Here is a 21361-nt window from a genome sequence, read left to right as displayed (position 1 = left end):
CCTGTAGCGCAAAGCTAGTTGATCTGGTGGGCGGAAATACTCGGCTCACTCTTCCCAATTCACCAGGAGCTAACTTTTTGTTTGGTAGAACACAAAACATTCTGGATAACTTCTAGAGCAACAGCTTCAACTACATTAATACTTACACTATTACCCAGTTGATGATAAGCTTTATCATCATTAGGATGCAGAATAAAACTATCGGAAAAACCTTGTAACCGCGCCGCCTCGCGGGGAGTAATCCTGCGGACTCGGTTATGATAGTAAACTCCTAATCTATTAGCATCACTGGCAACGATTGTTACAGAAATTTTCTGCGGATCGAGAAATTTATAGACTTCAAAGGAAAAGTTACCGGATACAGGTTTGTACTGATTGTTGTTGCGTTGCAGGTACTTTTTTGTTGCCAAGGAATCCAGCATTTCATCGAGATTGGGATGAGGAAAAAAAGTAGCTATTTGCTCTTTAGTTAATAGCTTGCCATCTTGGTTAGCTCCAAATTCTTTATTGCGCCTTTTCAATATAAAAAGATTCATTAATTCAATTTCGTCTAAACTGCATTCGCCTCGCAAACCCAGTTCCCAAGAATGAATCGAATTGCCGCCGCGATAGTCAATTAGCCGCCTACCGTGCAAGCGATTGAAATCATTGTTAACTATTATTTGTTTCAATGCCTTAACAAATTCTGGCGAACAATCATATTTTGGATCTGGATTGTCTTCCAAAATATCTGCAACTGTGACAGGTTGACTTAACGGGGAAAAGAACGATAGCTGTTGATGGCTAGAGGAATGCGAATCTTTTGGGCCTACGTCGGTAATTAGCTTAAATTGGGGCGAAGCATTTAAAATTCCTACTAGGTAAACTCGGACACGGTTCTGAGGTAAGCTAAAGTTAGAGCTGTTGAGCAAAAAATAATCGAAGCTGTAACCTCGGCTTTTAATTTCGCCCTTAATAGTTTCGAGGGTTCTGCCGCCGTCGTGACTGACAAGCCCCCGCACGTTCTCAAAAATAAATGCTTTAGGTTTAAAGGTATCAATTAACCTTGCAATCTCAAAAAACAGGGTGCCTCTGGTGTCTCCAAAGCCCTCTTTTTTGCCAGCATAGGAGAAAGACTGACAAGGAAATCCCGCTAGTAAAATATCATGTTCTGGTAATTGGTCAATTAGTCGGATGTCGCCTAAAGGTGTGTCGGCAAAGTTTTTCTGGTAAACTAATTGAGCGTCAGGATTGATTTCGCTGCTTAATACGCATTCTGTTTGCAGATTCAAGGAATGAGCGGCGGATTCAAAGGCTAATCTCATGCCGCCTATTCCTGAGAATAAGTCAATAAAACGGATAGTTTTCATAGCCTTAAACTGGCTGGTTAAGATTGATATCTTGCACCATTATTAACATGAGGCAGAACGAAAATATCTGCGTTACCAGGTTCTACCTGGTAACGAGGGGAATCGCACAAACTGCTATTTTTTGCTACTATAGCAATCCTAAATCAGTTTCAATAACTGGTTAACTGGTTCCCAGGTTCTGCCTGGGAATCGATGTAAGCGAGGCTCTGCCTCGGCCCAGACTATGGAGGCTCTTCCTCCGGGTATGCGTTACCAGGCAGATCCTGGTAACGAGTATAATCATTTAGGATTGCTATAAGCTGTTACGCATCTAAATTGTATTTTTGGGCGGGCGGGACGCCCACGCCACAAGAATTTGCTCGAATTTGATTGTCAAATTTAGATGCGTTTCAGCTTAATCCATTCCTTAAGATCCTGAATGGTAAAAACGGCTTGAAAATCTAATCCCGCCTCGCGATATAATTCCCCTCCACCTTGCTCCCTGTCAATCAGAGACAAAATACGATCGACTTTATAACCCGCATCTCGCAACCGTTCCACCGCCTGCATCGCCGACTTACCCGTCGTCACCACATCCTCCAAAACCGCCACATTCGTGCCCTCTGGCAACAGCGGCCCCTCAATATACGCCATTGTCCCGTGTCCCTTCGTCTCCTTTCTGACAATTAGCGCCGGAATCGATCGACCTTCGAGAGCCGAAACCACACTCACAGCAGTTACAATCGGGTCAGCACCCAAAGTCAAACCGCCCACAGCTTCCACATCCGACGACAACATCGACAACAACAAACGTCCCGTTGCCAAAGCACCTTCAGCGTGCAGCGTCACCGGTTTGCAGTTAATGTAATAAGAACTTTTCTGCCCCGAAGACAGCACAAAATCACCTTCGCGATAGGCAAACTCGCACAACAAATCTAGAAGTCGATCGCGCAACACCTTTAAATCCGCAGCATCCATAACTCACACCGTGTAAAAAACACAAATAATCCGTCGATAATCAGTTTATATTGGAATCGGAATTAATTAAGGAGGCCCAAATATATGAGTCAAAAGTTAAAAAGCCTGAGCGGCGCGTTGATTCTCGCTGTCGCCTCTGTCGCGATGGCATACGTCAAACCAGCTCAAGCACAAACAGAGCGATTTCATCCAATTGCCGACGACTTCAACCGACAATTTTTTCAAGCTTCAGGAGACTTTTACCACAACGTCAGCTTGCAAGGTTACTTTGGGGACTATTTAGGCATCGGTTCCCCCAGCGGCGTCGTTGCCTTTCCCGAAAAAGAAATCGAGCGGGATTCCAGTCGCGTCAACGGCCTCTACCGACGAATAATGCAGCGACAAGTTTCCAGCGACCCGATTCTCCGCGTCCCAGATGCAGTTAATCCCTTCGATGCCTCAGTCATGGCACTGCCTGCAGCTTGCCAGCTAGCACCTCAACCAAGCGGCTGTTTCCCTACTCCCGCCGGACTCCAAGATCAGTTTACACTTCCAACACAGCAGCAAAATTCACCGACTGATGCAGGGCCCGTTAGAGGACTTTATCAAGTATCGCCCCCTAGCAAAAATTAATTGATCGACAGTTGCGAGTTTTGAGCCGAGGCGGGTTTACTAAATCTTGGATTTGTATTTTAGGAATGAGAATTAAATAACTTCCACTCTTGAAAGTGGGATGGGCGGGACGCCCGTCCTTTTTGGACGGGCGTCCCGCCCATCCCACAATAACAATTAAAATTGTAAGTTATTTAATTCGCGATCCTTAGATAAAACCTCAACCCGCCCCAGAAGCTCATGTTTTGGCAATCGTTGCGGTAAACGCGCAACTAGCTTTTTTTTAACTATCGCCCTTATTTTACAGGACTAAATATTATCCAATATTTATCGAACAATGCTGCCGTCAGGCATGATTGTTTCTTTCAAAATAGCTTCGCCCAAATTCGCTCCCGCCAAGTTCGCTCCCCGGAGATTTGCCCCAGTCAAATTAGCCCCTCTCAAATCAGCTTTGCCAAGGTTTGCCCACCGGAAATCTGCCGCGCTCAACTGTGCAAAACAGAGATTTGCCCGGAAAAGATATGCTCCAGTGAAGTGAGCTTCCCCGAGGTTAGCTTTAGAGAAATTAGCTGCATAGCAATGTGCTTCAATCAATTCAGCTTGAGTGAGATTTGCTTGACTGAGATTAGCAAAATTGAGGTTCGCCCCCATTGCATTAGCTCGAAACATCACCGCACCGATTAAATTCGCATCACCGAAATCGGTTTGTTGGAGATTAGCAGCGGTGAGGTCAGCTCCAATTAAATTAGCACTGCTCAAATCAGCTCCCCTGATGTCTGCCGCTCGGAGGTTGGTTCCAGTTAAATTAGCTTTAATTAAATTAGTTTCGAGCAGTTGCGCTCCGGCCAGATTTGCTAAACTAAAATTAGATTCGGCGAGGTTTGCCGAAATTAATTTAGCCTTAAACAAATCTGTTTTAAAAAGGTTCGAGCGCCCAAGATGCGCGCCTCTGAGATTTGCTTCGGCGAGGTTAGCTTCGCTGAGATCCGGTTCTATATTTGGGTTGAGACTTCTCCATTCAATCCAAGTAACTGCACCTTTTTTTAACAGCGCTAAATGCTGTGTATTTGCCATAATTGCATCTCCTTTAACGGCTATTCCTTGCGACCAAAAATTGTTGGATTTTCTCGACCCGTCACGCTTTCCACCGCCGCAATTGCTGCCTGGGAACCTGCTATAATATCTCGTTCTGCGCCGCCGAGGTAAAGCCGTCCGAAACTGCCTACAGCCTGAACCTCTAAGATGTTAATAGATGCGCCTTTTTCTGCTTCATTGGCCGCCAGCGCTGCATAGGCTGCTGGTTCTACTTCTAAGACATAAAGCGTTTGTCCCGCCAGCAGCAACTGTCCGCGGCGGGTGCGGTTGATTAATTGTGTTTGGTGGGGGTCAATGTTGCGAATAATTTGACTGGAAATCACTCGCGGTTTGATACCTTCTTCTCTGCGGACTCCGATGAATTCTAGAATTGCTTTGCCTGCGGCCCGAGTTTCCCCCTGCTGGCCCGAGTGTACTTCCAGAAGGCCGTACAAGCGTTCGACTATCTGGACTCCGGGGCGCACCGAGGCAGATTTGAGGGCGACATCGGTAATTCGGTTAATTTCGATACCGGGCGAGATTTCAATCCACAGCGACGCATCCCCCGGCAGTGGCAAGAATCCGGCGGCGATGGTGCCGATGTATGCTGCGTGCTGTGGCTGCAAGTTGTCTAGAAATACGTAGCTGCGTAACTCTATTCCCAAAAGTTTTGATCTCCGTCGATCGAGTTCCAACACTTATCTGTGCAATATCTGAGTTTACCTTTTTTTGTCAACCACACCTTGTCTATTGTCGAGAGTGCCTCGTGCCTCACAAGCGAGTGAGGTGTCAGACCCGCGATTTCTAGTGCCGGAGTGCCTTTGCGAGCAATTTTTAATTTTGTGCGCCTGCTAAAAATTTGATATCAATCTGTAGTTATACGTGGAACATAACCATCTTTACTGCTAGAGGTGGATTTAACTTTAAAAGCCAATTGATATAGTTTTGATAGTTAAAGATTTTAGCCAACAGAGAGCATTTGAATTATGAAACGTTCTGATTTATCCAAAGCAATCGGTGCAGGTATTATAGCTGCTGGTTTAGCCATCGCACCAGCTCATCTGCCTGCTTCAGCTCAGACAGATACAACTGGCGGTACTAACAACACTACCACCACAACCACTCCTCGCTCAGATGTCTACAATGCTGAGACCGATCGCGATTTTGATTGGGGATGGTTGGGATTGCTAGGCTTGTCTGGTTTGTTGGGCTTGATTCCCCGCAAACGCGAAGAAAATGTGCGCTATACAACTACAACGAGTGATCGCGAGCCCGCCGTGCGAAGTGACTACCGCTAAGAATTGAGTCTTAGGGCTGTGGGCATTATGCAGGGACAGGATGTTTTAACCTGTCCGACTAGCACCAATAATCATCAAAAAACCTCCATCTGTGAGGTTTTTTTGTTTGATATTATGTGCGATCAAACTACAATAAAATTGCTTACACCTGAGATATTGCACCATTTTCATGAACAGGCTTTCCACCCTGTTCCACAAAAAGTGAATTTTCTGGTAAACCTTTACTCCTCGCGAATCAATAAAACGCTGATTGAAAAGGGTGCAATATCTCAGATATAACCGGAATTGAGATTATTAACTTCTTCCTATCTTCTTCCCTTCTTCCTTCGCGTTCTTTGCGTCTTCGCGGTTCATTAAATAAAGACTTTTCAGACACAAAAAGACCTTAAACAATGTTTGGGCCCGATCGATCGAGCACCTCCCCAATCGCCTGCACCAACTTGTCAGGGTCTAAAGGCTTAGCAATGTGTCGCTGGAACCCCGCAGCCAGGGCCTGCTGATAGTCAATTTCTCCAGCATAAGCCGTGAGGGCGATCGCCGGAACCAGTCCCCCTTGGTCAGGCGCCAGAGCCCGAATTTGTCGCATCAACATATAACCGTCGGTGTCGGGCATTCCAATATCGCTCAACAGCAAATCCGGCACAGACTCAGTTAAAACCGCCAAGGCATCGGTGGCGTTAGAAACTGCTGTAACGCTGGCGCCACAATCCTCAAGCAGAAAAACCACCAAATCTCGCGCATCGGCATCATCATCCACCGCTAACACGTTGATACCGCTCAAATTGAAGGATTGGGCCGGCGACGCAGTTCCCGCAGGACTTGTCTGAGATTGCACGGGCATCAGAGGTATCCTGACGGTCAAGGTTGCACCTTTTCCTTCGCCGGGACTGTCGGATTTCACCGTGCCGCCGTGGAGTTCGACGAGATGGCGGACGATCGCCAATCCTAAACCCAATCCGCCAAACTTGCGCGTCATCGAGCTGTCAGCTTGCCGGAAGTAGTCGAATACATAGGGCAGAAAATCAGGTTCGATACCTTTTCCCGTATCAGTTACAGTAATTTGGGCCAAGGTGTCCACCCGATCGAGAACTACTTCAATTCTGCCTCCCGGCGGGGTGAACTTGACGGCATTTGACAGCAAATTCCAGACTACCTGCTGAAGTTTGCCCGCATCGCCCAACACCGGGCCCAGATGCGGTGCAAATTGAGTGCTGATTTGAATCGATTTCACTTCCGCCGCCAGACGCACCGTTTCAATAGCAGCGCCGATTACCCCAGCTAAATCCACAGGTGCTATATTCAAGCTAACCTTGCCTTGCAGAATCCCCGACACATCGAGCAAATCTTCAATAAGCTGGGTTTGCAGTTTGGCATTGCGCTCGATCGTCTCTAAGGCATAACGCTGTTTTTCCGGTGTCAGAAGATTCGATTGAAGCAGCTTCGCCCAGCCCATAATCGGGTTTAAGGGAGTCCGCAATTCGTGGGACAAAACAGCCAAAAATTCGTCTTTGACGCGGTTAGCGCGTTCGGCTTCTTCCCGCGCTGCCTTTTCCCGTGCTAACAGGCGTTCCCGTTCCGCTTCTGCAACTTTGCCATCGGTAATGTCAGTGTTGGTGCCACACCAGCGCAGTACCTTGCCTTGATCGTCGCGAATCGGCACGGCGCGGGAGAGAAACCAGCGGTACGATCCGTCTTTGCCGCGCAAGGGGAAAGTATCTTCCCAGAGTTCGGCTGTTTCAATGCAGCGCCTAAATTTTTCGACAACGCGATCGACGTGTTCCGGGTGGTGTACCAGTTGCCAGCCCCAGCCCTGCATTTCCTCTAGGGTGGTGCCGGTGTACTCAAACCATCGCTGGTTATACCAGAAAATTCCCCCAGCAGCATCTGTCATCCACGCCAACTGAGCGATGTTGTCCGCTAGAGCGCGGAACCGAGCCTCGCTTTCGTGCAGCTCATGCAGAGCTCGCGCGTGCAGGATCACCGTCCAGAGGCGAGCCACCACTTCTTGCATCAGCCAAACTTCATCTGGCCGCCAGTGCCGCACAGCCTTTGATGTCACCAGCAAAAGAGCCACCCAGCGCCCTTCCTGAAGGCAGGGAACATCGACCAAAGCACGAATCGACACGGCACCGTAGTTATCGAATAAATGCGCTGTATGGGGGTGATTAGCGATATCTGAGATGACAAGGGTTTGACCTGCCATAGACAGAGCTTTCAGTTCTGGCGTCTTAAAGTCTGAGATTTGATAGGTGCCGACTGTGCTTGCCAGGTCGGACTGGTGCCAGTCTTGGTGGACAATTGCCCGATCGGCTTCTAGATCGATTTCGTGCCAGATGCAGCGATCAACCTTTAAATATTCTCCCAGACTGTTCATCGCTTCCCACAACATTTCTGCGGGGTTGAAGCGCTGTCGCAAGCGGACTTCGAGATCCGAGAGAAACTGCTCGTTGAGTTGGGCTTGTTTGCGATCGTGAATATCGGTGTTTGTGCCGATCCACTCAACAATTTCTCCCCCAGCGCCGCGAATTGGGATGGCGCGGGACAAATGCCAGCGTTCCATTTGGTCTACTGCCCGCCGGAGGCGCAGCTCAACTTGATAAACTTCTCCGCTGATTAGACATTCTTCCCAGCGGGCCCAAGATTCTGCCAAATCCGAGGGCGGGACTAGGGATTCCCAATTGCTTTGAGCGGCTTCCTCGTAAGACATTCCCAGATATTCCAACCATTGTTGTTGATTGGTAAAGCGAATTTCCCGGCCGGAGCTTACGTTCCAAATCAGGTGGGGCAGCGACTCAGCCAGGAAGCGGAAGCGGCGGTCGCTTTCTGCTAAGCTTTCTTCGGTTCGTTTGCGATCGTCAATATCAATGCCGATTCCGGCCCATTGCAGCACCTTTCCCTTCCTGTCTTTGACGGGTACAAGTCGCGCTAGATGCCAGCGGTAGGTGTTGTCAAACCGCAGCACCCGACACTCAAATTCGTAGGATTCCCCTGCTTCAATCGCTTTGGTGCGCGTGCCGACAACTGCTGGCAGATCATCAGGATGAAATAATTGCAGCACCGGCGCAGCCAGTGGCAATTGTACTGGCGTGATACCCGTGTAGTTTTTCCAGTGTTGGTTGCAAAACTCTAACCTGCCGTCGGCGGTGTTGATCCACATTAATTCCGGGACGCCATCGGCGAGGGTGCGGTAGAGATTTTCACTTTGCCGCAGTGCTTCTTCTATTTGCTGGCGCTCGGTTTTGTCCTGCATGATTTTCAGGAAACCTTGCATCTCGCCGGCTGCGTCGCGCAGAGGCATTACCAGCCCGCTGCCCCAAAAACGGCTGCCATCTTTGCGGACGTGCCAGCGCTCGTTTTCTGCCTTTCCCTGAGTCAGGGCGATGTGCATTTCTGCTTCCGGCTTTCGGGCAGCAGAGTCTTCTGGGGTGAAGATGATTCGTCCGTGCAGCCCGACGATTTCAGCTTCGGCATAGCCCAGCAATCGCTCTGCGCCTACGTTCCAACTGGTAACCTGTCCGTCGGTGTCGAGGGTGAAGATGGCGTAGTCTTTGGCGCTGTCGAGAATCAACAGCAGGTGGGTTTCACGATCGCGCAGTGCAGCTTCTGCTTGTTTGCGCTTGGTAATGTTGCTGGTGAAGCCGACTATTTTGGTCACTTCACCTTGCTGATTGCGGATCAAACAGCCGCGTTCCCAAACATCGATCCAGCGCCCGTCTTCGTGCCGGACTCGGTACTCGACTTCGTAGCGCTCAACAGTCAAGATTTCTTCCATCTCGGTCTGGAGCCGTGCCAAATCGACGGGATGGATGCGTTCTCTCCACCACTCTGGTGTTGCGGGTGCATCCTCTGGGCAGACACCGACGATCGAGCACAGTCCCTCGGAACGGTAAACTGAGTTTGCTGCCAAATCCCACTCAAACACCATGCCGTCGATCGCCCTTGTAGCTAACTGAAAGCGGTTGTGGCTTTCTTGCAAATCGAGTTCGGCTTGTTTGCGATCGGTAGCATCAAATAATACTCCGATAAACCGCACTGCTTCCCCTGCGCCGTCGTAGAGATAGCGCCCGAACGCGCTCAACCAGCGGATTTCTCCGTTGTCTGCCCGGATGATGCGGTATTGGGGGGAGTAGAGCGATCGCGTTTGCCGAGCTGTTTCTATTTCCTGTAGGACTTGCTTTAAGTCGTCTGGATGCACGCAGTTTTGCCACACAGCTACGCTTACTTCGCCGTCTGGTACTGGTTCGCAGCCCAAAATGCTGAAATGGGTCGCCGACCAAATTACTTGATGTGTTCGCACGTCAAAATCCCAGGTTGCCATGCCTGAGCCTTCGATGGCGACGCTCAAACGTTCTTCGCTTTGTTTTAAGGCAATTTCAGTTTGTTTGCGATCCGTGATATCTGTCAGGGAACCTACGGCCCGCAGGGGATTGCCTGACTCGTCCCAAATTGCTCGCCCTCTGGCTAAAACCCATTTGTAGCGGCCGTCGGGACAGCGAACGCGGTACTCTCCGCAGTAATGTGAGGTTTCTCGATCCAAGTGTTGCTGCCAATTGCTTTGCATTCTCTCCACATCATCGGGATGAATGTAGCTCAAATATTGGCTGAAGTCCTTGACTTCTTCGGGCCCACGTTCCAAAATCTCTAAAAAGCGATCGCTCAAAACAGGGCAATTTGTTTGCAGGTTGTGATCCCAAATGCCGTCGTTGTTGCCGGCACAGGCTAGCTGCCAGCGTTCTTCGCTTTCTCTGAGGGCTTCTTTGGTTTGATTGGCGCGATCGATTTGTATGGCGGCAACGGCAAAGTCTGCTAGGGCGATCGCGATCTGCAAGTCTTCGGCATCGAACTGGCGATCGTCCTCGTGAGATACAATCCATATTGCCCCCAGCGGTTGATTTTCGGCTTGTAGCGGCACAACTAACGCTTCGGCGATCGGCAATTCTAGCTGCTGTAAGTCGGTAAAGTATTGTTCGGGAGCGAAGTAAAGCTGAGGAGTTTGGCGATCGATCGGGGTTCCCGACAAACGCAATTTCCGGGGTGTGTTTTTATGTTCTGCTGCTTCCCAGGCTCCCGCCAAGGCTTCCCAGCGAAATATTTGTTCGGAAGTTGCATTTTCTTCTAGCAAGCAGACTCCGACACTTCCTGCGCCGCACAAATCTTTAGCGATCGCAACGAGTGTTTTGAGCAGCCTGTGCGGTGAGGTTGCCAATTGTCGAGCCAGCGTTTGCAGCGCTCGGTTTTCTGCTTTTTGATCGTGCGATCGAGGGATGCGGCGCGACAGTTCCTCGGCGATCGGAATGTCGGTTAAATTAGTTTGTGGGGTTTGCCAAGCTTCCATCAATTAGTCATCTCTACGTCTTTCGGTCTGAGCTGGCGAGCGTCTATCAGCACGCTGTTAAAGCATCTGCTATATTTATATATTATCTACCCACATAGAGAATATGTGAGCTATCTTGGAAATTACTTTTTAGTTTTCAGGCTAGTTGATTGCCTTGGTTGCCTCTGCTCTTGCCGCCACAATATGCACAATTTTATTCCAGAATCACGCTTTTTTCCATATCTGACTTGGACAGAAATTCAGTCTATGCCGGATAAAGAAAATACTGTGATAATTCAGCCGCTAGGTGCGATCGAACAGCACGGCCCCCATTTGCCTTTAATTGTAGATGCGGCAATTAGCGCGGCAGTTACAGGCAAAGCCCTGGCAAAGTTAGAGGCAAATATTCCCGCCTATGCTTTGCCACCTTTGTACTATGGCAAGTCGAACGAACACTGCCATTTTCCCGGTACAATTATGCTCAGTGCTCAGACACTTTTAGCAGTAATAGGCGAAATTGCAGACAGTATTTATCAGGCTGGATTTCGGAAATTAGTGTTAATGAATGGTCACGGCGGACAGCCGCAGGTGATGGAAATTTCGGCGCGGGATATTCATCAAAAATATCAGGATTTTTCTGTTTTTCCGCTGTTTGTTTGGGGCGTTCCTAATGTTGCTGCTGAATTATTAACTGCGAAGGAGTTGGAGTTTGGGATTCACGCTGGTGATGCAGAAACGAGTTTGATGTTGTCAATTTTGCCCGAACAGGTGAAAATGGAACTGGCTGTTTGCGAGTACCCGCAGGGTTTACCAACAGACAGTTTGCTGAGTATGGAAGGGAATTTGCCTTTTGCTTGGCTGACGCGAGATTTGACTGAAAGCGGTGTGTTGGGCGATGCGACGGCGGCGACGAAAGAAAAGGGCTCTCGTATTCTCGAATCTCTCTCTGACGGCTGGGCACAAGTTATCAAAGATGTGTACAATTTTAGACAGCCGGGAAGTAATTAAGAATTAAGAATTAAAAATCAAAAATTCTTCTAATTTGTGTCAAAATGAGTCTAAGAAATTTTTTGAGTTGGAAAACTAACGATGAGTGTAAATTCTAAATTGCAGCGCGCTTTTGAGCAAGGTCGCGCCCTGAAAATTATCAGCGGTTTAAATAATTTTGATGCCGCCAACGTTGCGGCTGTCGTCAAAGCAGCGGATCTCGGCGGTGCTTCCTTTGTTGATATTGCTGCCGATCGAGATTTGGTATTGATGGCCAAACAGTTGACAAATTTGCCAATTTGTGTATCGGCGGTGGAACCGGAAAAGTTTGTGCCTGCGGTAGAAGCTGGCGCTGATTTGATTGAAATTGGCAACTTTGATGCTTTCTACGCAGAAGGCCGCCGCTTTGAAGCTGAGGAAGTTTTGCAGTTGACTCGCGAAACTCGATCGCTATTTCCAAATATCACTCTTTCTGTGACAGTTCCCCACATTTTGACACTCGACAAACAAGTGCAGTTAGCAATTGAATTAGTCAAAGCTGGCGCTAACATCATCCAAACCGAAGGTGGCACCAGCGCCCAACCAATTCACGCCGGCACCTTGGGATTAATTGAAAAAGCAGCGCCTACTTTGGCCTCCGCCTTTGAAATTTCCCGCGCCGTATCCGTCCCCGTACTCTGCGCTTCCGGTATCTCCAGCGTCACTGCACCCCTCGCTATTGGAGCCGGTGCTGCGGGTGTTGGTGTCGGTTCTGCTGTTAGCCAACTTAATAGCGAAGTGGCGATGATTGCGGCTGTTCGCAGTTTAGTTGAAGCTTTGGCTTTGGTTTCGCGATCGCACTTGCCGGTTTCTATTTAATTAAGAAGGAAGAAGAAGGAAGAAGGAAGAAGGAAGAAGGAAGAAGTAGGAAGAAGGAAGAAGGAAGAAGGAAGAAGGAAGAAGGAAGAAGGAAGAAGGAAGAAGGAAGAAGGAAGATTTTTCCCATCCCCCACTCTCCCACTCTCCCCTTCTCCCACTCTTCCCCTCTTCCCCTCTTCCCATCCCCCACTTTTCCACTTTTCCGCTCTTCCTTAATAATTGAGAAACCACACGGCATAATCATCTAATAACTGATTGTTTCGGGAGATTACATCAACTGATTCTAACTCGAATAAAGGCAACATAAACTTTTGGCGATCGCCGACGCGCTGCACTTCCACAAATATGCCTTCTTCCTGAACCACCAAATCCTCCAACCGATTAATTGTGAATTTATCAGTATAAGAAGGTTGAGTTTTTTTGAGCCTTGCATATTCTTTTTTGCTGCCCGAACCCATTGTATATTCTTCTTCCCATTCAAACTCTTCTATGCCGGTAACGTGGCAGGGAAGTTGAATGTTTTGCTTGATGTACTCTAGGTATTTGACTGAATTTTTTAGAGTACAATCAATATTTTTAGAACCCAAAATTTTGCTAATTTTAGTTTCAAATTGGTTGGTATTAAATGGGATATTTTTATCGAGATGCGCTAACATTTCTGGATCGAACCCCGCTCTCAATTCGGATAATTCCTCCAGCAGGCTCTGAAAGTCGTTGACCGGTTTCGGTCTTCTGCCTGCTACAATGGTTTCATCAAGCTGAACTGGAGGAAGTTCGGATTGTGAAGGAAGGGATTGGCTTTGATCGGGGCGATCGTCCACTTTAGACTTGTTAACTTTAGACTTGTTAACTTTAGGCTGGTTAAGTTTAGGCTTGTTAAATTTAGGCATCGCTCGGTCTCGCTGGCTCGGTTTATCAATAAAGTATATCTTGGCAGAAGTACATTCGTGTCTGATAGGAGGAATCTGTAATGCAACTACTGAAATCGCCTGATGAATCGCCAGTCTATCAAGGACAATTCGGCGAATTTACGATTACTCAAAACGATCGCACGGGAGTGTTGATTTACCGCGCTGGATTGGGGGTGGCGGCGCTGTGTTTTGCGATCGGCGCTACTCTGGTGCTGCAACAGGGCGACAACCCGATGGCAATCCAAGCTGTAACGCCTGTTTTTGCTTGTTTCTGGATAGCTTTAGGCGTCAGCTTGGCAACTATTCACATTTACATGATTGCGCTGCACCGAACACTACAGGCGTTTTGGGCGATCGGCGGCGCAGCAGCACTTTTTGTCGCCGTACAAAGCAGCGAACCCTTAGCTTTAGCAGTGTACGAACATCCAGCCACGTTGTGGGGAATTGGCTTTACTTTTGCAGCCTTAAATGGCATTTATTTTAAGGAAGCATTCTGCTTTAATCGCCTAGAAACTAAGTTTTTGACTCCGGGAGTCCCGCTCTTAATCTTAGGACATATTTTCGGCTTTTTGTCAGCGGAAAATGAACAATTTTTGCTGGCATTTTGGGCTGCTTTGTTTATCATCTTTGCTGTGCGTAAGTTTTTTCAACCAATGCCGCAGGATATCGGGGATAAAAGCGTTTTTGAGTATCTGAAACACCAATAATTTGGGAATGGGGCATTGGGCATTGGGAAATTATTCACTTTCCCAGTATTTCCCTCTTCCCCAGTCTCGCCGAATCTGCCTCCATACCCGAAAATATCTAGATCGAGTTAAAATGAGAATTCGTCTAATCCGTCGTCGAGAAATGTGGGTAATTACCAGGGAAGGTTGGGTAATTGCAAGCACGGGATTGATAATTTTAATGCTCTTAATTATTACAAGTATCCATCCATTCTTGGCGGTCAATGCGCCGATTAAAGCAGATATATTGGTTGTCGAAGGCTGGTTGCCGGATTATGCGATCGAAAGTGCGATCGCCGAATTCAAAAAAGGCGAATACCGCCAATTAGTTACCACAGGAGTTCCTTTAAGTAAAGGCTACTATCTTGCTGAATATAAAAATTATGCCGAACTAGCTGCCGCGACTTGTATTGCGCTAGGATTTGATAAAAACAAAGTAGTAGCAGTACCAGCAGCGAGTGTTCTCAAACACCGCACTGCTGCTTCTGCGATCGCCCTTCGAGATTGGTTTTCTACTTCAGGTTTAAAAGTTAACTCAATTAATCTTTATTCCTTTGGCCCTCACGCCCGCAGAAGTTGGATTGTTTTCAAAGAAGTGCTGAATCCTGACATTAAAGTCGGGATTATAGCGGCGGAACCGCAAGATTACAACTCACAAGAATGGTGGAAATCGAGCGAAGGTTTTCGGACTGTTATCGGAGAAATTATTGCTTATATTTACGCCCGTTTCGTAGATTGGAAAACCTAGCCAGTAATTGTCAATTTTTCTCTTAATTCCCTTCGCGTTCTTCGCGCCTTCGCAGTTTGTAAAAAAAACATTTATATAACAGTTTTAAATCCGTGGAAATACAGAACACGGCAGTGCCGTTTCCCTACCCTGGCATCTGTGAAAATACAGGACACGGCAGTGCCATTTCCCTACCCAAGGAATACAAAACACGGCAGTGCCGTTTCCCTACTATATTCAACCAAAAATGATAAAATTATTCTCAGATAAGTTGAGGGCAACTCATTGTTAGAAGAACGCGCTTACTGGTTAGCATGGTCGCAAATTAACGGAATCGGGCCGATTTTGTTGCAAAGATTGCACCAAAATTTCAATAGTTTGGCAGAAGCTTGGACGGCAAAACCAGTAGATTTAATGCGAATCGAGGGGTTCGGGAAGCAGATAATTGAAACCATTGTGCAAGAACGCACTAAACTCAATCCCGAAGAATTTATCGAAAAACATCTTATAAAAAATCCCTGTTTTTGGACGCCTGCCGATCCAGATTATCCCCGCTTATTATTGGAAATTCCCAATCCGCCACCAGTGTTGTATTATCGTGGTTTAGTTGATGTAAAAGAGAATCAAGGAATTACGCCTACTGTGGCAATTGTTGGTACTCGCAGCCCTTCGGAATACGGCAGAAAGTGGACTCGCAAATTTAGTACGGCTTTGGCTAGAAGCGGTTTTACTGTGGTTTCGGGATTGGCTGCGGGCATTGATACAGAGGCTCATACAGGCTGTTTGGAGGCGGGAGGAAGGACTTTTGCAGTAGTGGGGACGGGAGTAGATATTGTATATCCTAAACAAAATGAGAGGTTGTGCGATCGCATCTTGCAGCAGGGATTGGTAATTAGTGAATATCCGGCGGGCACTCAACCGAATAAAACTAATTTTCCCCGCCGAAATCGGATAATTGCTGGCTTAAGCCGTGCTACAATTGTGATAGAAGCTCCGCATAAATCGGGGGCGTTAATTACTGCTTATCAAGCGAATGATTTTTGCCGAGATGTGTATGTTTTGACGGCAAGATTGGATGACGAGCGTTCGTTTGGGTGTTTGGAATTGCTGAGTAAAGGTGCTCATCCGATTCTGCCGAATAGCGATCGACTCTTAAGCGAAGACAGGTTGTTGGAAATGCTCGGAGCTATGCCAAAATTGGATAATGCCGAGCAGTTGTCGCTATTTCCTCCAAATCTGACGGTTGAGAAGCAAGGGCCGCCGTTGGAGCCGGAGTTGGCGATGGTGTTAAGTGCGATCGCATCTGGCCCGATTTCTTTTGATGTAATTGTCGAAACAGCGGGATTAGAAGCGGGGACGGTTTCTAGTATACTTTTGCAGTTGGAATTGTTGGGATTAGTTTCGCAGTTGCCGGGAATGCGATATCAGCGATGCTGATGTGAAAAAAAACTGGGCGGTTGAAACCGCGTCTACACAGACAAAATCCGCCTGCGCGGATTGAAGATTATTCGGCGGTTGAAACCGCGTCTACACAGACAAAATCCGCCTGGGTGGATTGAAGGCAACAAAGGACACGGCATTGCCGTTTCCCTAACCCAAAATAATCTATTTTCCTCGCTCGGATGTAAGCATCACGCGATCGATTGTAGGGACATAGCACAGCCGTATCCTGATTTCGGGTAATGGGTAAAATCAACCGGATTGGATGATGAAATTGCCCGATTGGGCGATCGGATATAACGATCGAGAAAACGGCAATTGAGGACACGGCAACAGCGCAATTGGTGTCAAATTAAGGTAAAACCGATACTCCGACAGGGAATGAATTCCCTGTCTCAAAGCTAAAGTCCTCTGAAGAGGACTGAAGAACTCATTAGTCCTCTTCAGAGGACTTTAGCTATTAGACAGGGGTTTCAACCCCTGGCGGACTGACGGATGAGCGAGAAGACTAACGGACTAAAAACTTAAGTTGACACTAATGGGCAATGCCGTTTCTCTACGCAATCTTAAAGCAATCCGAAATTAACAGCACTAATACTGCTAGTAGAAACTCCACTGAGAGAAGCTAAAATCTCCCCTGTTTGTGCCAACCGGATTAAAGTCGAACCGCTATCTTGAGCAATTGCCAATTGCGAGAAACTCAAGCCGTTACCCAATACTAACAAGTCTTTACCGACTTCAAAATCGGTAATCGTATCAGTACCGGAATTGGTAGAGAGTAGGAACTTATCTACTCCCATTCCTCCTATCAAACTATCAATTCCCAAACCGCCATTCAGCAAATCATCGCCCTTACCTCCGTAAAGAATATCATTACCATCATCGCCGTTCAAAATGTCAGTACCACGGTTGCCAAATAAAGCATCATCACCGCTACTTCCCAGGATGGTATCGCTACCTTTGCCACCGAAAATAGTGTCATTCCCCAGAACTCCATCGAGGGAATCATTGCCCCTCATGCCCATCAACACATTATTCCCGCTGTCGCCCGTCAGGATATCGTCGCCATTAGTACCGAGAATTGCATTCGGGGAATTGCTGCCCAAATCAGCATCGCCGCTGACTACAGGAGTTGCAATCCCAGCCGGCAATACTACAGCTTCAATTCTGCTATCTAAAGCAGTACCTGTATTGTCAGCAACTAGCTGAGAAATAGGTTTATTTCCGCTACCAACTTCTTTGAAGTCTTGAGTGGTAGGGCCCAAGGCTACTTGTTGGAGGCGGGCAAGTGATTCAGGAATTGATGTTGCTGTGGGGTTGGAGACAGCGCTATCAATGCGTTGATTGGCTGTTGCCATTACAGTCGCTGCTTGCGATGTAATTTGGCTGACTTGTTGACTGTTGAAACTGGGGTCTATTTGCTGGATTTTCCCGGCAGCTTGCTGAATGATTGGTTCTAAGGCTGCTGCATTGCTGAGGTTTAAGACTGTACCAGATTCAATTTGATTGGTAATTGAACTGACAACAGCCTTGACAAGATCGTGACTAGCTGCACTGGAAGCACCATCAATCAAACCGCTAGTTTGGGTGATGAAGTTTTGGACTTTCACCATTTCGGATAAGACTTGGACGCCGCCGGGTACGTTGTTGTTGGTAGCTTCTATGGGATCGAAGCTAGTTAGGTCAACATCGGCGGGGAGAGAAAGGGCGGCTTTGACTAAAGATTGTGCTTCTTCTGGTGCAATTCCTTTGTCGATTAAGTCGGCGATTAAGGTGGTTAGGAGGGTGACGACACTCGCATCTGGTGGTGCGGTGACTGGTGTTTCTAGGGGTAAGCCGGTGGCGGTGTCAATGCCTCCAATTGCAACTAAATTGCCTTCTTCTGGGTCGATTTCTCCGTTTTTGTTGGTGTCGAATGTCTCGAAGGGGATGTTGAGATTGAATTTACCGTTGGCGTCGGTAGTTGTTGATGGTTCGTTGGGATCTTTGATGCCGTTTTTGTTGGCATCGAGGAACACACTTGCACCCGATATGTAGCCGTCAATGACAGTACCTCCAAAGCTGCTGTCATTCATAATCAGTCTGATCATATCGCTGGCAGTGGCACCGGCTCTGTCTTTTGCTGTTAACTTAATATTGAAATCTTGAGGTTGAGAATTTGTGCCATTGAAAGTGCGAGTATCTGGATCGAAAATGAGCCAATCAGGTAAAGGATCGCCATTTTCAAGAGTTGCTGTGTAGGTAAGCGTGTCACCTAGATCGGGATCTGTGAAAGTGTTAGACGGAAATTGGTAGTTGAATGTGGAGGGGTCGTTGCTTACAGTTTTGAACTCGTAATGCCAAGGGGTTGTATCGGGGCCGTAGTTGAGGACAGGCGGGTTGTTGCGCTCGTTGTCCGCGATCGTCACAGTAGCAGTAGAGGGCTCGCCTACCTTTTGGGGGTAGGCAGTATTTTCTAAGGTGATAACTACTTTTTCGTCGCCTTCTACTAGGCTGTCATCGCCGACATTGACAACCATATTGACGCTGCGTTTACCCGCTGGAATGGTGACAAAGTTGTAGTTGCTGGACAGGTTACTGGGTAACGGCTTAGGGGGTTCGGAATCTGAAACCAATTCATAATCTTGAGCACCAAAAGGATATGAACCTGGTAGAGCAAGGTTGTTTTGATTACTATATGATTCATCTGACACATCGAACCCCTTGAACCTGTAGGAGACACCCAGCGGATCAGCTAGGCTGCCACCAGTACGGGTAATAGTGAATTTTCCGGGATTCGCGGTCGTGGGTCCATCCCAACGTGTTTCCGCTGCATTAGCATCCGTAGCGGTGATGGTGACGGTTGGTTGGAAATTGCGATTGCTGACTGTAAAAGGTTGTCCCTCGACAAACGGTGAACCCGCCCAAGCACTGTCGATCGCCTGTACACTCCAGTAATAAGTTTGTCCAGGGATTAAGTTATCTGGTTTTAACAGCCAATTAGGCCAGTAGGAATTGGTGGGGCTGTTGGGGTTGCCTTGATGGACATTTCCCAACTGCACTACTTGCCGAGTCCCGTCATCACTGGACATTGGGCCAACAATGTACTCTTTAATAGGGTCGCCACCGGGAGTGGGATTGGGACGAGTAGTCCAAACTCGCAGATTGTAGCTTAAACCCTGATTTGGAGTTTGATCGTCGATCGGATTCCCCCATCCTTGGGGCAAACTTAAGATAACTCCTTCCTGAGTAATCAGAGGATGAGGAGAATTTAAAACTTGAGGTGCAGAAGGTGGCGTGTTCGCATCAGGGGTGTTGTTGCGGTAGATTTTGACAAAGCTGCCACTGCTAGGTGAATTATCTTTTGTCGTGAGTGCAATATCTAGTCTGCCGTCCTCGTCATAGTCTCCCCAAGAACTCGGGCTGGAAACATTATTAGGCAGCCCTGTATTGGTGATGGATGTAAAATCGCCATACTTATCTTCGCGATTTTTATCTTGTTGGTAAACTTTGGCGATGCCACCCAAATTTTCCCATTCATTTAGCAGGATATCCAGCTTGCCATCGTTGTCGTAGTCTCCCCAAGCACCGAAAGCAGCACCCGGCCCCGATGGAATCCAACGTTCCTTAAACGTAGTAGTATTCCATTCGCTCTGGAGCACTGTGGTAAAGCTAAAGGGCGACAACCCAACCTTTCCACCTGTTAGCAAGATATCTAGTTTGCCATCGTTGTTGGAGTCTCCGAATGCACCGTAATCAATAGGGTAGTGAGGGATTTGATTTGGCAGCAGTGAATTGCTCTCTTCGGTAAAGCCATTGCCAGTGTTGCGATACAACTTTGCGACGTAAATTGCTAAACCGTTGTCCCTTTTTAAACCGGTGTCGCCTGCCAGCAAGATATCGATTTTGCCATCGTTGTTGTAGTCTCCCCAAGCGGCATTGCCAATAACACCGGGCAAGCTAGCCCCAGTCTCTTCCTCAAAATCGTTACCGAAGGAAAAGACACTACTGTCGTTAGAGAAACTAGAGAAACTACCGTTGTTGCGGAACACTTTGGCGATGTAGCCTGAAGTTGTGTCGCCTGTGAGTAGGAGATCCTGTTGGCCATCGTTGTTGTAGTCTCCCCAAGCTGCGGAACCGTTGAAAATACCAGGCAGCTTTGCCTTGCTGCCTTGAAATATAGAGTCCGTCTGTGGAACCCAGGACGGATTGTTATTAATCTTTTGGTTAACGTACAGTCTAGTGATGGGGATGTAGCTCGGCGTAGCATAGGGGTTTGTCTGTGTTGGATCAGTTATTACCCCTGTGAGCAAGATATCGAGATCACCATCATTGTCGCTGTCTCCCCAGGTAGCAGAAGGTTTGGAATCATGATTCTTCCCATTTTCCTGGATCTCGCCTCCATAAACGGTAGGGAGATTTATATCAATTAGTTTAAAGCCTTGATCACGTTCGTTGCTGTACACTTTCGGGATGTATTGCGATCGGGGAAAAGAAACTGAGTAGTTTGGTGAACCAAGTTCTTCCATCACCAACAGATCCAAATCGCCGTCATTGTCGTAGTCTCCCCACGCATTAGGGCCGACATAACCAGGTATCGTCTGATCGGCGAGTTCGGTGAACTTTGGGGCCGACGCCACTAGATCGACAGTTCCGCCAGATTGAGGTAGATCGTTAGATATCGGTATTCCGAGGGGAGTTTCGTTAGAGCTCGGTATGGTGTTACCCCTGTTAACAACAGTGGCATCCGGTGCATCAAGGCCGTTGTAGTTACTATCCGCACTCACAGCAGGGGCAGTCACAATCTGATAAGTCTTATCGCCGTCAAATACTCGATCGTCCACCCCCGTTATCGTAATAGTCTGCCACTGATTCCAATTAGCAGAATTGAAGGTAATTGATTCCGTCGAAATTACTCCCTCTGCCTCATTGCTGCTACGCAAACCAATCGTTACATCCGCAGTAGGTTGGCTGTTGAGTCTGATGGTGAATTGGTCTGTGCCACCAGCTTCTGTAGTTACTAATCCCGATGCCGGACTAATAACAATGCCAGGACTTCCTACTGGCGGATTGACTACTGGCGGATTGACTACTGGCGGATTGACTACTGGCGGATTGACTACTGGCGGATTGACTACTGGCGGATTGACT

14 protein-coding genes are annotated in these 21361 nt (G+C 47.7%); 7 read left to right on the top strand and 7 right to left on the bottom strand.

Features of this window, described 5'->3' with window-relative positions; all coding sequences use genetic code 11:
- Positions 1-59 precede the first annotated feature (59 nt).
- Complete coding sequence (gene dcm / locus QUB08_RS21470) at positions 60-1349, bottom strand: DNA (cytosine-5-)-methyltransferase (RefSeq protein ID WP_333226915.1); 1290 nt, start codon at positions 1347-1349, stop codon at positions 60-62.
- 378 nt (positions 1350-1727) lie between these two features.
- Complete coding sequence (gene pyrE, locus QUB08_RS21465; RefSeq protein WP_333226913.1) at positions 1728-2306, bottom strand: orotate phosphoribosyltransferase; 579 nt, start codon at positions 2304-2306, stop codon at positions 1728-1730.
- An 84-nt stretch (positions 2307-2390) separates the two neighbouring features.
- On the opposite strand from pyrE, the gene QUB08_RS21460 reads away from it, so the two are divergent.
- A complete protein-coding gene (locus QUB08_RS21460; RefSeq protein ID WP_333226911.1) occupies positions 2391-2918 on the top strand; it encodes a hypothetical protein in 528 nt (175 codons plus the stop codon).
- 306 nt (positions 2919-3224) lie between these two features.
- Here the strand turns inward: QUB08_RS21460 and QUB08_RS21455 are convergent, their stop codons facing one another.
- Together QUB08_RS21455 and QUB08_RS21450 are read right to left on the bottom strand one after the other, a co-directional pair.
- Positions 3225-3971 carry a pentapeptide repeat-containing protein gene (locus tag QUB08_RS21455; RefSeq protein ID WP_333226909.1) on the bottom strand — a complete coding sequence of 249 codons (747 nt, stop codon included), beginning with the start codon at positions 3969-3971 and terminating at the stop codon, positions 3225-3227.
- A 20-nt stretch (positions 3972-3991) separates the two neighbouring features.
- Positions 3992-4636: a hypothetical protein gene (locus QUB08_RS21450; protein ID WP_333226907.1), complete on the bottom strand. Its 645-nt coding sequence runs from the start codon at positions 4634-4636 to the stop codon at positions 3992-3994.
- A gap of 321 nt (positions 4637-4957) precedes the next feature.
- Between QUB08_RS21450 and QUB08_RS21445 the strand changes: the two genes are divergently transcribed.
- Positions 4958-5269 (top strand): WGxxGxxG family protein, encoded by a 312-nt coding sequence (locus QUB08_RS21445; protein ID WP_333226905.1) that lies wholly within the window; start codon positions 4958-4960, stop codon positions 5267-5269.
- Between the two features lie 385 nt (positions 5270-5654).
- Here QUB08_RS21445 and QUB08_RS21440 read toward each other — a convergent pair whose 3' ends face one another.
- Positions 5655-10604, bottom strand: a complete 4950-nt coding sequence (locus QUB08_RS21440) for a PAS domain-containing protein (RefSeq protein ID WP_333226903.1) — start codon at positions 10602-10604, stop codon at positions 5655-5657.
- Positions 10605-10787: 183 nt separating this feature from the next.
- Here QUB08_RS21440 and QUB08_RS21435 point away from each other — a divergent pair, with 183 nt between their 5' ends.
- Both QUB08_RS21435 and QUB08_RS21430 read left to right on the top strand, forming a co-directional pair.
- Positions 10788-11591: a creatininase family protein gene (locus QUB08_RS21435; RefSeq protein ID WP_333226901.1), complete on the top strand. Its 804-nt coding sequence runs from the start codon at positions 10788-10790 to the stop codon at positions 11589-11591.
- Positions 11592-11672: 81 nt separating this feature from the next.
- Complete coding sequence (locus QUB08_RS21430; RefSeq protein WP_333226899.1) at positions 11673-12428, top strand: DUF561 domain-containing protein; 756 nt, start codon at positions 11673-11675, stop codon at positions 12426-12428.
- Between the two features lie 212 nt (positions 12429-12640).
- On the opposite strand, the gene QUB08_RS21425 is transcribed toward QUB08_RS21430, so the two are convergent.
- On the bottom strand, positions 12641-13318 hold the full coding sequence (locus tag QUB08_RS21425; RefSeq protein ID WP_333226898.1) for a calcium-binding protein: 678 nt from the start codon (positions 13316-13318) through the stop codon (positions 12641-12643).
- An 80-nt stretch (positions 13319-13398) separates the two neighbouring features.
- Between QUB08_RS21425 and QUB08_RS21420 the strand changes: the two genes are divergently transcribed.
- From QUB08_RS21420 to dprA, 3 genes are all read left to right on the top strand, one after another.
- Entirely contained in the window at positions 13399-14046 is a 648-nt protein-coding gene (locus QUB08_RS21420) for a DUF2301 domain-containing membrane protein (protein ID WP_333226897.1), read from the top strand.
- A 112-nt stretch (positions 14047-14158) separates the two neighbouring features.
- Positions 14159-14812 (top strand): YdcF family protein, encoded by a 654-nt coding sequence (locus tag QUB08_RS21415; RefSeq protein WP_333226895.1) that lies wholly within the window; start codon positions 14159-14161, stop codon positions 14810-14812.
- A 264-nt stretch (positions 14813-15076) separates the two neighbouring features.
- Positions 15077-16228 (top strand): DNA-processing protein DprA, encoded by a 1152-nt coding sequence (dprA, locus tag QUB08_RS21410; protein WP_333226893.1) that lies wholly within the window; start codon positions 15077-15079, stop codon positions 16226-16228.
- A gap of 569 nt (positions 16229-16797) precedes the next feature.
- On the opposite strand, the gene QUB08_RS21405 is transcribed toward dprA, so the two are convergent.
- On the bottom strand, positions 16798-21361 hold a 4564-nt coding region (locus QUB08_RS21405), incomplete at its 5' end, for an FG-GAP-like repeat-containing protein (protein ID WP_333226891.1).

Origin of the sequence: Microcoleus sp. BR0-C5, from assembly GCF_036705045.1 — a bacterium.
GTDB lineage: Bacteria > Cyanobacteriota > Cyanobacteriia > Cyanobacteriales > Microcoleaceae > Microcoleus.
Note: the sequence above shows the minus strand (reverse complement) of the source record. Positions and strands in the feature narration are given on the sequence as shown.